9 protein-coding genes are annotated in these 14,234 nt (G+C 71.3%); 4 read left to right on the forward strand and 5 right to left on the reverse strand.

The window, feature by feature from the left end:
* Positions 1–12 precede the first annotated feature (12 nt).
* Both FB157_RS19445 and FB157_RS19450 read right to left on the reverse strand, forming a co-directional pair.
* Entirely contained in the window at positions 13–1,983 is a 1,971-nt protein-coding gene (locus tag FB157_RS19445; protein WP_145881430.1) for an N-acetylmuramoyl-L-alanine amidase, read from the reverse strand.
* 324 nt (positions 1,984–2,307) lie between these two features.
* A complete protein-coding gene (locus FB157_RS19450) occupies positions 2,308–3,453 on the reverse strand; it encodes an aminoglycoside phosphotransferase family protein (RefSeq protein ID WP_145881432.1) in 1,146 nt (381 codons plus the stop codon).
* A 308-nt stretch (positions 3,454–3,761) separates the two neighbouring features.
* On the opposite strand from FB157_RS19450, the gene FB157_RS19455 reads away from it, so the two are divergent.
* Entirely contained in the window at positions 3,762–5,255 is a 1,494-nt protein-coding gene (locus FB157_RS19455) for a hypothetical protein (protein WP_145881434.1), read from the forward strand.
* 95 nt (positions 5,256–5,350) lie between these two features.
* On the opposite strand, the gene FB157_RS19460 is transcribed toward FB157_RS19455, so the two are convergent.
* Positions 5,351–6,787, reverse strand: coding sequence for a PP2C family protein-serine/threonine phosphatase (locus tag FB157_RS19460; RefSeq protein ID WP_145881435.1), 1,437 nt, complete (start codon positions 6,785–6,787; stop codon positions 5,351–5,353).
* A 348-nt stretch (positions 6,788–7,135) separates the two neighbouring features.
* On the opposite strand from FB157_RS19460, the gene FB157_RS19465 reads away from it, so the two are divergent.
* Both FB157_RS19465 and FB157_RS19470 read left to right on the forward strand, forming a co-directional pair.
* A complete protein-coding gene (locus FB157_RS19465) occupies positions 7,136–7,549 on the forward strand; it encodes an SsgA family sporulation/cell division regulator (protein ID WP_145881437.1) in 414 nt (137 codons plus the stop codon).
* Between the two features lie 139 nt (positions 7,550–7,688).
* On the forward strand, positions 7,689–9,752 hold the full coding sequence (locus FB157_RS19470; RefSeq protein ID WP_145881438.1) for a phosphocholine-specific phospholipase C: 2,064 nt from the start codon (positions 7,689–7,691) through the stop codon (positions 9,750–9,752).
* Here FB157_RS19470 and FB157_RS19475 read toward each other — a convergent pair.
* Both FB157_RS19475 and FB157_RS19480 read right to left on the reverse strand, forming a co-directional pair.
* Complete coding sequence (locus FB157_RS19475) at positions 9,742–10,767, reverse strand: Gfo/Idh/MocA family protein (protein WP_145881440.1); 1,026 nt, start codon at positions 10,765–10,767, stop codon at positions 9,742–9,744. The genes FB157_RS19470 and FB157_RS19475 overlap by 11 nt on opposite strands.
* Positions 10,768–10,914: 147 nt before the next feature.
* A complete protein-coding gene (locus FB157_RS19480; RefSeq protein ID WP_145881442.1) occupies positions 10,915–12,009 on the reverse strand; it encodes a chemotaxis protein in 1,095 nt (364 codons plus the stop codon).
* Between the two features lie 424 nt (positions 12,010–12,433).
* Between FB157_RS19480 and FB157_RS19485 the strand changes: the two genes are divergently transcribed.
* Entirely contained in the window at positions 12,434–14,158 is a 1,725-nt protein-coding gene (locus tag FB157_RS19485) for a fatty acyl-AMP ligase (RefSeq protein ID WP_145881444.1), read from the forward strand.
* The last annotated feature ends 76 nt before the right edge of the window (positions 14,159–14,234 follow it).

A 14,234-nucleotide genomic window follows, 5' to 3' on the forward strand; every position in this document is an offset into this window, starting at 1 on the left:
GGCCGGTCCCGGCTACCCGGCGGCACCCTCCAGCCGGACGTCCGCGGCACGCACGAACGCCACCCGGTGGCCGTACTGGATCTCGAAGTACAGGTCCTTGCCGACCACGACCCGGTGCGAGTCGGTGGTGAAGGTGACCGCGTAGTAGTACTCGCCCGGCACCACGTCACCGACCACGTACTTCTGCCCGGCCGGGAGCGTGTACGGCAGCGCCACCACCGACTGGGCGGGCACCCCTGCCGGGTAGGCCTCCTTCTCCGGGTACGCGCGGCCGTACACCGGGACGCTCGCCAGACCGTCCTTCGGGGTGACGACGAGACCGGCGGCCGGCACCGCCGTGGGCTGCCCGGCCGGATTCTCGAACCAGGCCTTCTGCCCCAGGTACCAGATCGCCGTCCAGTCGCCCCAGCGGTCGGCGACCGCGTACTGCTGGCCGGTGGAGACCCGCGAGGACAGATCGTTCACCCCGTCGGTCGGATCCGTCTTCAGACCGATGTCCTTGATCAGTGGGGCGTTCTCGTCGTGGTCGGAGTACAGCCGCACCTCGCTGGACCCGTGCACGGCGCAGGGCTCGCCCTTGGTGGTGCAGCCCGTGTACACCGGCTCGTTGTCGGCGTAGTCCGGGCGGATCGTCACCATGTCGGAGTACTTGCCGCCCGTGGCCCGGAAGGGGTGGCCCAGCAGCTGGAAGTAGTGCCGCCAGTCCCAGTACGGGCCCGGGTCCGTGTGCATCCCGGGGATGGTGGAGGCGGTCGGGCCGGGCACGGTGTCGTGGCCCAGGATGTGCTGCCGGTCCAGCGGGATGCCGTACTTCCGGGACAGGTACTTCACCAGGCGCGCCGAGGACCGGTACATCGCCTCCGTGTACCAGGCGTCCGGCGCCGCGAGGAAGCCCTCGTGCTCGATGCCGACCGACTTCGCGTTGATGTACCAGTTGCCCGCGTGCCAGGCCACGTCCTTCGCCTTGACGTGCTGGGCGATCAGACCGTCGGTGGAGCGGATGGTGTAGTTCCAGGACACGTAGGTGGGGTCCTGGACCAGATTCAGCACCCCGTCCCAGGTGCCCTCCGTGTCATGGATGACGATGTACTTGATGCTCTGCGAGTCCGGACGGTCGCCGAGGTCGTGGTTGCCGTAGTCGTTGTCCCCGAACTCGGAGTACGGCGCCGGGATCCACTCGCAGGACACCGAGTTCGGGCACTCGACGTCGTCCGCCGCGACCGTGCGCAGCCCCGCCCGCCGGAGCTGGGCGGTGTCGGCGAGGAGGTGCGGCCGGGCGGCGAGGCTCACCCGCTGGCCGTCGTCCGTGGTGCGCCGCTCACCCGTCCGCAGTACGTCGTACACATCGTTCGCGTACGCGCGCGCGGTCGCCGTGTCGTCCGCGCCGGAGAAGCGGGCCACCGCGCCGTACCAGTCGGCCGGGTCGGCGCTCGCCGGCTCGCCCAGCTCCTTCTGGGCTGCGGCGAGCAGGGCGGCGCCGCCGGCGATGTTGGCGGCCGGGTCGGTGCGCAGCTCGGCAGCGGGCAGCCCCGTCAGCTCGGCCGCCCTGGGCAGCGTCCTGAGGCGGGCCGGGAGCGCGGAGTTCCCGGGCACCTTGATGTGGCGGTGCAGGGCGGGGCGGGCGCTGTCGCCGCGTGCGTCCTCGGTGCCCTCGGCGAGGTGCTCGGTGGTGGCGAGCGCGGTGCGGGCGTCGGTGAGGTGCATCGGGCCGTAGCCGCCGGTCACACTGGGCGCCCCGGCGTGCGAGTCCCAGCGGGACTGCAGATAGGAGACGGCCAGCAGGACGCTCCGCGGCACGTGGTACCGGGCGGCCGCGTCGGCGAAGGCGTGCTGGAGCCGGCCGGCCGAGGAGTCCGTCGCGCTCGGGGCGGGGGCCGCGCCGAGCAGCGGTAGCAGCAGGGCGGCGGAGGCGAGCGTACCGACGCTTCGTCTCAGGTGTCTGTGGCCGGGTGTGGGCGTGGGGTCGGTGGCGGATCCTCGCAAGTGCGGCCTCCTGTGACGGGCGGGCGGCGGGGCGTGCGGCTCCGAGCTGGATCAGTGGTACCGGCTTGCCGACGATCCGTCAATGATGCCTTCAGATAACTGATTTCCCACGTCACGAAGGGTTTCGGCGAGTTTCGCAGCGGCGGCGCACCGGGCCTGCGGGGCGTCAGTGGCGTACACCAGTGACCATCGCCCGCGGCCGGCCCTGTCCTGGGCAGATCCTTGGGCCGTACATGTGAAGGGCCCCTGCGTACGAAGGGCCCGAACACACGAAGGTCCGCGGTGCGCCGCCGCTCTGGGCGCACCGCGGAGCCGTCGTCCCCGTCAGCGAGTGCCGACCGCCGCGCGCACGGCCCGGCGGGCCAGCTGGCAGTCGTCGTGCAGCCGCCTGAGCAGCAGCCGCTGTTCCTCGCCGGACGGCGCAGCACCCGGGTGGGCCGTACCCGGTGCCGCCGGGGCCGTATCGTGCATCGAACGCTGCACGGCCGTCTCGTACGTACGGATCTCCCTCGTCAGCAGGAGCATCAGGTTCACCAGGAAGGCGTCCCTGGAGGCCGGCCCCGCCGACTGGGCGATCTGGCTGATCTGACGCCGCGCCACCGGCGCGTCCCCGAGGACCATCCACAGCGTCGCCAGGTCGTACCCCGGCAGATACCAGCCCGCGTGCTCCCAGTCCACCAGCACTGGACCGGCCGGTGAGAGCAGGATGTTCGAGAGCAGGGCGTCGCCGTGGCAGAACTGGCCCATCCCCTGGCGGCCCGCCGCGTGCGCGATGCCGTGCAGCAGCTTCTGCAGGTCCCCCAGGTCCCGGTCGGTCAGCAGGCCCAGTTCGTGGTACCGGGCGATGCGGGCCGCGTAGTCCAGGGGGGCGTCGAAGGTGCCCGCCGGGGGACGCCAGGCGTTCAGCCGGCAGATCGCGCCGAGCGCCGCCCGGATGTCCGGCCGGGGCGGAGCCTCCAACGGATGCCGCTGGAGCGCCGCCACCCGGCCGGCCATGCGCTCGATCACCAGCGTGCAGTTGTCCGGATCCGCTGCGATCAGTCTCGGCGCCCGCACCGGGGGGCGGTGCCGGACGAATGAGCGGTATGCGGCTATTTCGTGGCGGATCCGCTCCGCCCAGGCGGGCGATTGGTCGAGGAGACACTTGGCCACGGCCGTGCTGCGTCCGGTCGTCCCGACCAGAAGGACGGAGCGTCCGCTGCGGCGCAGCACCTGCACCGGAGCGAACTCCGGACAGATCCGGTGCACCGAGGCGATCGCCGTGCGCAACTGCGCGCCCTGGGGTCCGGACAGGTCGAGTCGCCCGCTGAGCGGCTGGGATCCGGGCTGCCCCGGAACGCGTCGCGGTCGGCCCGCGCCCAGCACGGGTGCTGCCGGCCGCGCCGCCGGGTCGAGGAACGGCCCGCCGCCCGCCGGGCGGGGACGCAGTGGCCGGGGCGGAGCGGACACGGAGGACGATGCTGCGTACATGGGAGATACAGATCCCTTCGTGTGCCTGCGGTGCCTGCCTGTACATCCATGCTCGAAACCCCTGTGCGAAGTGGATACGCAGTGCGGGTGCTTCGAGTTCATACGCCCACCCGTCCCGGTCGCCCGGGTACACCCTGGGGAATGCACCCGTCACTGGGAGGGCGACCGGGTCGGGGTGGCGCTTTCCTACCTGACACCCGATGCCCAGTGGCACACCATCTGGCGCACCCTGGCGAACCGTGGCGAATAGTCGCCCGGCAACCTCCACGGAGCTACTGTCAACTCAGCCGAGAACCTGGGGGCTTGACGTGAGCGGACAACCCAACACCCGCCTATCGGACCTGTTCGGCCTGGCCGGCTGGTCCAAGGGCGAACTCGCGAGGCTGGTCAACAAGCAGGCGGCGGCCATGGGCCACCCCCAGCTTTCGACCGACACCTCCCGGGTGCGGCGGTGGATCGACATGGGAGAGATCCCGCGCGATCCCGTACCGCGGGTGCTGGCGGCCCTGTTCACCGAGCGTCTCGGCCGTGTCGTGACCATCGAGGACCTCGGTCTGGTGCGGCACGGGCGTACGGGAAAACGGCAGGGCGACGGGAATGCGGAACATCCCGACGGAGTGCCGTGGGCGCCCGAACGGACCGCCGCGGTCCTCACCGAATTCACGGGAATGGACCTCATGCTCAACCGACGCGGCTTGGTGGGCGCGGGTGCCGCGCTCGCCGCGGGATCCACACTCAGCAGCGCCATGTACGACTGGCTGCACGCCGACCCCACGCTGAAGGCCGACGCCCCTGTCCTCGACGATCCCCTGCACGCCGACCCCGCTGGGTTCGACCGCTACGAGGCCGCCCCCATCGGGTCGCAGGAGATCGAGGAACTGGAGCGTTCGGTCGAGGTGTTCCGTGCCTGGGACGCCGCCAGAGGCGGCGGGCTCCAGCGCAAGGCGGTCGTGGGCCAGCTCAACGAGGTGGGCGGCATGCTCGCCTACCACCACCCACCCCATCTCCAGCGGCGCCTGTGGGGCGTCGCCGCCAACCTCGCCGTCCTCGCGGGCTGGATGTCGCACGACGTCGGCCTGGAGCCCACGGCTCAGAAGTACTTCGTCATCGCCGCCCACGCCGCCCGCGAGGGCGGGGACCGGCCGCGCGCCGGGGAGGCCCTGTCCCGGGCGGCCCGGCAGATGGTGCACCTCGGCCGGCCCGACGACGCGCTGGACCTGATGAAGCTCGCCCAGTCCGGTGCGGGGGAGCGGCTGCAGCCGCGTACGAAGGCCATGTTCCACACCATCGAGGCCTGGGCACAGGCGTCCATGGGCAAGGGCCAGGCGATGCGCCGCACGCTCGGACAGGCGGAGGACCTCTTCATCTCCGACCGGCAGGACCTGGAACCGCCGGACTGGATGCAGACCTTCAAGGACGAGGATCTGTACGGCATGCAGGCCCTCGCCTACCGCACCCTCGCGGAGTTCGACCCCGGTGCGGCCGCGCACGCGCAGTACTACGCGGAGAAGGCCCTGGCCCTGCGTGTCGACGGGCGGGAGCGGTCGAAGATCTTCGACCATCTCTCCATGGCCTCGGCCTGCTTCATCGCCGACGACCCGGAACAGGCCGACCGCTACGCACGGCTGGCCCTGATGTCGATGGGCTCGAACTCCTCGCGCCGCACCTGGGACCGACTGCGGCAGATGTACCGGCTCACCGCCGAGTACTCCGGCTACCCGAAGATCCACGCACTGCGGGAGGAGATCAGGCTCGTCCTGCCGAAGCCGAAGGGCAGGGCGGACAACAGCGCACAGGCGTAAGGGCGGTACGCCGTTTCTTCTCCAGAGCGCCAGAAGGCCGGCTGATCAGGTTCGGATCAGCTTGAGATCAGGTCCGGAGCGTCAGACCGGTCGGCTCATGAGGTGACCTTGGCGACGAGCACACACGCGTCGTCCTCGCGCTCGGCTCCGCCGAACTCCTCCACCACCGTCCGCACGCACTCCTGCGCGGTACGCGCCGCGCCGAAGCGTGGGGCGAGGTCGAGCAGGCGGTCCACGGCTGTGGCGCCGCCGTGCCCGGACACCAGTCCGTCGGTGTGCAGCAGGAGGAGGTCGCCGGGCTCCAGGGGCACTTCGGCCTGCCCGTAGGTGGCGCCCGTGGTGGCGCCGAGCAGGACGCCGTCCGGTGCGTTCAGCATGCGCCCCGTCCCGCCGCGGTACAGCAGCGGGGCGGGGTGTCCTGCCTGTGCCCACACCAGGGTGCGGGTCTCGGGGCGGTAGTGGCAGCACACGGCGCTGCCGAGGGCGGGCTGCACGGTGGCGTCGAGTAACTGGTTGAGCATGGCCAGCAGGGGGCCGGGCTGCGTGCCAGCCATGGCCATGCCGCGTACGGCACCCAGCAGCATCGCCATGCCCGAGGTGACGGCGACGCCGTGCCCGGTGAGATCGCCGACGCTGAGCAGGGTCGCGCCGTCGGACAGCTCCAGCGCGTCGTACCAGTCGCCACCGATCAGGGAGTTCGTGGCGGCCGGCAGATAGTGGGCGGCGAGGTCGAGGGTCCGCGGTCCCTGGTGCGGGAGCCGCAGGGAGCCGCGCCATGGGGGCAGCACGGCTTCCTGCAGCTCGACCGCGAGCCGCTGCTCGGTCTGCGCCTGCCGCTGGTGGTGCTGGAGCGAGTCACGGGTCTCGCGCACCGTCAGCTGGCTGCGGCGCAGTTCACTGACGTCACGCAGCACGGCCCACATCGAGGCGGTGCCGCCGTCGCCGCCGAGCACGGGCTCGCCCATCATGTGCACGGTCCGCACGGTGGCGTCGGGCCGTACGACACGGAACTCGCCGTCGATCGGCCTGGCGTCGACCAGGCAGTCCGTCACCATCCGGGTCAGCGCCGCCCGGTCCTCCTCCAGGACCAGGGATGGCAGCTCGTCCAGGGTGAGGGCGGGACCGGCCGGGTCGAGACCCAGGATCTGGTACAGCTCCCCGGACCAACTCGCCTCGTCCGTCAGCAGGTTCCACTCCGCGCTGCCGACACGGCTGAGCAGCGAGGCGCGCGGGGCGCCGGCGGTGGCCGTCGGCCGGACGACAAGTGTGTCGGCCGGACCGTCCGCCGGGGCGGGCTCCGGGCCGTCCCGCAGCTGTGCCAAGTGGGCGTCCAGGTCGTCGAGCTGGTGCAGTGCGAGGTCGTACAGCGCCCGCTGCCAGCGTTCCTCCGGGTCCGATCCGACGCTCTGCACGTCCCGCCGTACGGCGTCCATGTCGCCCTTGAGCCGCCGCGCCTGGGTGATCAACGCCTCGACCGAGCCGCGCCCGGGCGGTTGGGCGGCTGAGGGGTCCGCGGAGACTGGGGACGGCATGACGCACTCCGGAGGGGGATGGTACGGCCAAGGGGGACGGAGGGACCGTTACGACTGTTGCACAGCCCGCGACGCCCTGTAAGGGATTTGGCAACACACGATACGGTGGTGCTTCCGGCATATGCCAGAGTCTTCCCGGGCTGATCCGAGGATACGGATGGCGTACGTGCGGGCCGGTTCAAGTCGTAGGAGCCCTACGGGACTTGACTCATAGCGGAGAGCCCCGTTGGCGTGCCCGGCCGCCTGTTCGACGCTCGGATGTTCCATGATGGCGCCGACTGCCAGATTCGCACCAACTCTGTCTGGATTTGACGTCCTGTGACGGGCCTTCCCGGACTCCTTAATGGCATGGACACCTTCGTCGAGCAGCCCGCCCACGCCCGCCTCATCACCGCCGAGGACCGGGAGGTCCCGGTGTACGCGCTCCTGCGCTACGCGGCGGACGATCCGCTGGCCGTCTTCGTGGACTTCCCGCCCGAGGCCACCCTGGCGGGCGACGACGTCACCTGGACCTTCGCCCGCTCCCTGCTGGACCAGGGTCTGCGGGCCCCGGCCGGACACGGGGACGTACAGATCTGGCCGTACGGCCGCACCCGGACGGTCCTCGAACTCCATTCGCCGTGCGGCCTCGCCCTGCTCCAGTTTCCCACCTCGGCGCTGCGCCGCTTCCTGCTGCACACCTACACCGTGGTGCCGGCCGGGCAGGAGGACGTCGGGGCGGTCGTGGAACGCGGTCTGAGCAGCCTTTTCGGCGGTGTGTGAGCTCCTGCACGGGTCGGTGCCGCGACTTTGACCTTTATTCACTCATGCCTCACCGCACGGCTGTGGACCTCGACGATCACCGCGTGCACCCTGGCGCGCGGTGTGCCGCAGGGGCACTCCGCTGACGAGGACGGGGCGAATGACAACGATCAGCCGAAGAGGCTTCGTGGGACTCGGCGCATCCGTGGCGGCAGGCGTGGCACTGGGCGCCGGCACCCTCCCCCAGAGCGCGAATGCGCTCGCGCTGGGAGGTACCCCCATCACGGCCGCGGCAGCGACCGCCGCGACCGGCACGATCAAGGACGTGCAGCACGTGGTCATCCTCATGCAGGAGAACCGCAGCTTCGACCACTACTTCGGGCGCCTGAAAGGTGTCCGCGGCTTCGACGACCGCAGCGGCATCACGCTGAGCGGCGGCTACCCGGTCTTCAACCAGCCGAACGGAACGGGCCGCCAGTACCCGTGGAAGCTCAGCGCGACCCCGGCCGCGGGCGGCAAGGACGGCGAGACCCTCGCCCAGTGCAACGGCGACCTGCCGCACTCCTGGTCCTCGCAGCACTCCGCGTGGAACAAGGGCCGCCTCGACAACTGGGTCTCGGGCGTCGGCAACGTCCGCTCGCTGGGCTACCTGGACCGCTCCGACATCCCGTTCCACTACGCGCTCGCCGACAACTACACGATCTGCGACGCCTACTTCTGCTCCACCCTCAGCGCGACCGGCCCCAACCGCACCTACCTGTGGAGCGGCAAGGTCGACTCCTCCAGCTACGACGGCGGTGACGAGTCGGGCCTGACCTGGCAGAACTACGCCGAGGCGCTGCAGGCCGCCGGGGTGACCTGGAAGGTCTACCAGAACGCGGCGGACAACTACGGCGACAACGGCTGCGCCTACTTCAAGAACTTCACCAACGCCAAGGCGGGCGACCCGCTGCACGACCGCGGCATGTCCTCCGTCCCGAAGGTCACCGGCTCGACCCCGGACGACATCGCCGCCGCCATCAAGGCCGACGTACTCGCGGGCACTCTCCCGCAGGTCTCCTGGGTGGTCCCCAACCAGGCCTTCTCCGAGCACCCGTACGCCCCGCCCGGCGACGGCGCCCACTTCATCGACCTCGTCTACCGGGCCCTCGCCGCCGACCAGGACGTGTTCGACTCCACCGTCCTGTTCCTCAACTACGACGAGAACGACGGCTACTTCGACCACGTCCCGCCCCCGGCACCGCCGGCCGGTACCGCGGGTGAGTTCCTCAACGGGGTGCCGTACGGCTTCGGCTTCCGCGTCCCGATGCTCGTCATCTCGCCCTGGACGCGCGGAGGGTGGGTCTCCTCCGAGGTCTTCGAGCACACCTCGGTGCTCCGGTTCCTGGAGACCTGGACGGCGGCGATGGGCAAGCCCGCCAAGTGCCCCAACATCAGCGACTGGCGGCGCAGGGTGAGCGGTGACCTGACCGGTGTCTTCGACTTCGCCAACCCGGTCCACGGCCCCGTCGCACTGCCCGCGACGAGCGTCATCGGCATGGCCACCTGCGGTCCGCTGCCCAACCCGGTGCCGACCGACAACGCCCTGCCCGCCCAGGAGTCCGGCACCCGCCCGGCCCGCGCGCTGCCGTACCAGCCGGGCGGACACCTGGACCATCTGGAGTTCGGGGCCGCCGGCAAGGTCCTCGCCTGGTTCACCATGACCAACCAGGGCGGTCCGGCGGCCAGGGCGGCGCACTTCTCCATCCACCCCAACGCCTACCGCGACACCACGCCCTACCAGTACACGGTCGACGCGGGCGGCACCGCCTCCGACTCCTTCAACATCGGCACGGGTTTCGGCGGCGGCAAGTACGACCTGACCATGGCCGGCCCCAACCGCTTCCTGCGCCGCTTCAAGGGGGACGCCACCAAGGCGGGCAAGTCGGCCGAGGTGAGCACCCGTTACGCCGTGGAGCCGGGCACGGGCAGGCTGGCCGTCTACTTCAAGATGACCAACTCGGGGGCCTCCTCGGTGAAGTTCACCATCACCTCCAACCACTACCGCACCGACGGGCCCTGGACCCACACCGTCGCGGCGGGAGCCTCGGCGGAGGACTACTTCAACGCCGTCGCGTACCAGAACGGCTGGTACGACTTCACGGTGACCGTCGACTCCGACGCGACCTGGTCGCGCCGGTTCACCGGGCACCTGGAGACCGGCGCCGCGAGCGTCAGCGGCTGACCTCGGCGTACAGGTCCGGGCGCGGCGCGAGCCCGACGGCCACCCGGCCGCGGGTCTCCAGCGCCCGGACCCCCGCCTCCGCGACGGCGGAGGCCGCGTAGCCGTCCCAGACGCTCGGGCCGCTGACCTCGCCGCGCCGTGTGGCGTCGACCCACGCCTGCACCTCGCGGTCGTAGGCGTCGGCGAAGCGGACCAGGTAGTCCTGCGCCACCTCCTCGGTAGCGCTGCCCCGGCGGGTGACCAGCATGGTGTGCTCGTCGCCGATCCGGGCGCTGCCCGCCTCGCACACGGCCTCGCACCGCACCTGGTAGCCGAAGCCGCAGTTGACGAAGACCTCCACGTCGACCAGGGCGCCGTGCTCGGTCTCGAACAGCACGAACTGCGGGTCGACCAGGCCCTCGGGCGCGCCCGCCGAGGACGCCGGGCGCAGCACGGTGACCGCGGTCAGCTCCTGCCCGAGCAGCCAGCGGGCCGCGTCGATCTCGTGCGCGACGGAGCTGTTGATCAGCATGGCGCTGGTGAAGCCGGGCGGGGAGGAGACGTTGCGGTGGACGCAGTGCAGCATCAGCGGCCGGCCCAGGCTGCCCCCGTCCAGCAGCGTCTTCAGCCGCCGGTACTCGGCGTCGTAGCGTCGCATGAAGCCGATCTGGGCCAGCCGGCGGCCGAGCCGCGCCTCGGCCTCCAGCACGCGGAGTGCACCTGTGGTGTCTGGCACCATGGGCTTCTCGCACAGCACGGGCAGGCCGCGTTCGAAGGCCGCGAGGAGCGCCTCCTCGTGCGCGGGGCCGGGGGAGGCGACGAGCACGGCCGCCACGCCGGGCGCCTGAAGGGCGGCCAACGGGTCCGTGTGCACGGTGACGCCGTCCAGGCCGGCCACGGCTTCCTTCGCCCGGTCGAGATCGGGATCGGCCACGGCCGCCACCCTGGCGCCGCTCACCACCTTGTCGAGGCGTCGAATGTGGTCGGCTCCCATGTGTCCGGCACCCAGTACGGCCACACCCAGCAGGTCACCCATGTGCGCGCTCCCTCTCGCCGACGATCACGCCGTAGCGTACGCCGCGGGGGGAGCGCTGCCCGGGGAGCGCGGCTCGGCGCAGCGGCCCCGAGGGAGCCTCGGTGCCGCCGCCCGTCGACTGTCTCGGTGCCGCTGCCGAGGTGGGCCTCAGTACCGCAGAATCCCCGCGATCCCGTTGGCGTCGCCCAGCGTGCCGTCGGGGACGAAGCGCACGTCGGCGCCGGTCTCCAGACACTGCTCCACGATCTCGTCCACGATGTCGTCGCGCGAGTCCAGATCCCCGGGCTCGGCCGGCACGAGGTGGTCGCCCCGGTCGCGGACGGTCACACGGTAGTTCTCCTCGACCGCGAGGAGCCTGACGCGGCCGTCCCGGGCGTTCTGCCAGAGCTCGTCGACCCCGGCCGCGAAGGTCTTGCGCCCGCGTGCCGCGGTCAGTTCCCGGACGACGGACGAGGCGTCCTTGCGGGCCTCCGCCTCCAGGACCGGCCTCAGGGCCTGCCACACGGCCTCCGGGCCGGCGTGGGCGAGCCCGCCGTGCGGGATCTGTACGGCGGCCTTGGCGGCGCTGCCGACCTCGTCCAGCAGGGACAGGGCCGCCTGCTCGCCGGTGACGTACACCGGACGGGGCTGGTCGCGCAGCACCGTGCTCAGGGCGGTGTCGACCTCGCGCAGGAACTGGCGCGTGCCCTCGTCGGCGTAGATGCTCGGCACGTCGCCGATCTGCTCCCGGCGCTCGGCGTCGAAGTTCTCCCGGATGTGGATCAGCGGGAAGCCGCCGGAATGCTCCTCGAACACCCGGTCGGGGCCGCCGCTCCACAGGGTCACACGGTCGGCGGCGAGCGACAGTACCCAGAAGGGCCGCTCGGCGGCCTGCGCGGAGACCAGGTTGCGGGTGAGGAAGGTGTCCGAGAACACCACCCGCTCGGGGACGGTGCGGGCCAGCGACCAGACCTGGTGCTCACCCGGGGCTGCGAAGATCACCAGGCCGTCCTCGGCGTGCGCCAGGTCCACCTCCGTCAGTGCGCGGTCGAGCTGTGCCACGACGTCGGCGCGCCGCTCCCGGGAGACCGAGGGGTCGGATTCCAGCCGTTTCCTGGCCTCGGCCACCACATTGCGCAGCCGGACCGGGTCCTGGCCGTTCTCGGGTTCGCGGCGGTGTGTCGGCGTCAGCACGGACACCGCGGGGTAGGGACGCGGGCGCCGCAGTTCGGCGAGGGTTGCGGGACTCAGTGCGTGCTCCATGACAGAACGATAGGGCGGAATCACCTGTCCGGCATGTGCTGTAATAGCATGATTTTTACTAACGTTGCGTAGTGGTTCCCGCGCGGAGCGTGACAAGTGTCACGAGATGCGTGCCGGGCCGTGCTCCCATGGCCTGTTCACGCTTTCGTCACGGTCCGTCAGTTCGGCCAACTCGCTTGGACACGCAGCGTTTACATGTGTTCGACATGTCGGTCATTCGGACTGCTATGGTGCTACTCGCCGGTAGCGTTCTGCTGCGGGGGGATCACGCGGCGCCGTCCGACCCACGGTGCCCTGTGCGAGGGGTCGCGTCCAACGATCCGGCAATGAGGCCGGATCGGCCCGATCCCGTGCGTCCGCATGGCGCGACGCCCAAACTCCTATCTCTGCACACCACCTATTTCAGACAGGTGAGACTCGTCCCATGGCAAGTTCCCTGGTCGATCTTGTGACCGCGCACGCCTCGAACCATCCGGAGCGCACCGCCTACCGCCACCTCGTCACCGGTGACTGCGACGGAGAGATCCAGGAACTCACCTACGGCCGGCTGGCCACCCGCTCCCGTGCCGTCGCCGCCCGGCTGCAGGAACGCGGACTGGCCGGCTCGCGTGCCATGCTGCTGTACCCGCCCGGCCTGGAGTTCATCTCCGCCTACCTGGGCTGTCTGTCGGCCGGTGTGGTGGCCGTACCCGGCGTGCCCCCGCAGGGCCGCTCCCAGAACCACCGTGCGCTGACCCGGATGAAGCGCCTGATGGCCGACGCGGACGCCAAGGTCATCCTGGGCGGCCGGGACGTGATCACCGCGCTCGACGGCATGGCCGCACACCTGCCCGAACTCGACGCGATAGCCCGGCTGGCCACCGAGGACATACCCGACGACGCGGCCGCCGCCTGGCGCGAACCCGAACTCACCGCGGATTCCGTGGCGTTCCTCCAGTACACCTCGGGTTCCACCTCGGCCCCGCGCGGCGTCGTCGTCACCCACGGCAACCTGATGGACAACGAGCGGGTCATCACCGAGCGCATGGGCCACACCCCCGAGGTGCTCGCCGCGCACGACCACGAACTGTTCGTCAGCTGGCTGCCGGTCTACCACGACATGGGGCTCATCGGTCCCGTCCTGAACACGGTGTACCTGGGCGCCACCGCCACCCTTTTCTCGCCCCTGCACTTCCTCCAGCAGCCGTCCCGCTGGCTCACCGCCGTCAGCCGCTACCGCCCGCACACCAGCGGCGGACCCAACTTCGCCTACGAGCTGTGCCTGAAGCACGCCGGCCCGGACCTGCTCGACGGCCTCGACCTCAGCTCGTGGAAGGTCGCCTTCAACGGGGCCGAGCCGGTGCGCCCGGCCACCCTGCGCCGCTTCGCGGACACCTTCCGCCCCGCCGGATTCCGCAGTGAGGCCCTCTACCCCTGCTACGGCCTGGCCGAGGGCACCCTGATGGTCACCGGCGGCACCGTGGACACCCCGCCGACGCTGCTCGCCGCCGCCGACGGCGCCCCCAACGCCGGCGAGGCCGACGCGGCAGCCGTCGGCTGCGGCCGGCCCGGCCCCGGCGTGAGCGTGGCGATCGTCCACCCCGAGCGGCAGGAGGAGCTGCCCGAGGGCGAGATCGGCGAGATCTGGGTGGGCGGAGCGAGTGTCGCCAAGGGCTACTGGCGCAACGCCCTCGCCACGCGCGAGACGTTCCGCGCCCAACTCCCGGGCCGTGCGGGCCGGTTCCTGCGCACCGGCGACCTCGGCCTCCTGCGCGACGGCGAACTCTTCGTCACCGGCCGCCTGAAGGACCTCATCGTCATCGACGGCCGCAACCACTACCCGCAGGACCTGGAGCTGACCGCCGAACTGTCCCACCCGGCCCTGCGCCCCGGCTGCACCGCCGCGTTCTCCGTGGACACCGCCGGCGAAGGCGAACAGCCCGTCCTCGTCGCCGAGATCGCCCCGGACGACGCCGGCGAGTCCGAGAAGATCACCGACCTGATCCGCAGCACGACCGGCGAGGCCCACGGCCTGTCCCTGCGCGACATCGTCCTGGTCCAGCCCGGCACCATCCCCAAGACCTCCAGCGGGAAGATCCAGCGCCGCGCCACCCGCACGGCGTACCTCGACGGCACCCTCTCCGTGGTGACCGCGCCCGCCGCCGAGTGACACCGCCGCCTCCCGCGCCCCCGTCGGCGCGGGAGGCCCTCGCGGCCGTACGCCGCCCGTTCCGCCGTACCGCACA

The sequence above is a fragment of the Streptomyces sp. BK340 genome (assembly GCF_007827595.1).
Lineage (GTDB): Bacteria > Actinomycetota > Actinomycetes > Streptomycetales > Streptomycetaceae > Streptomyces.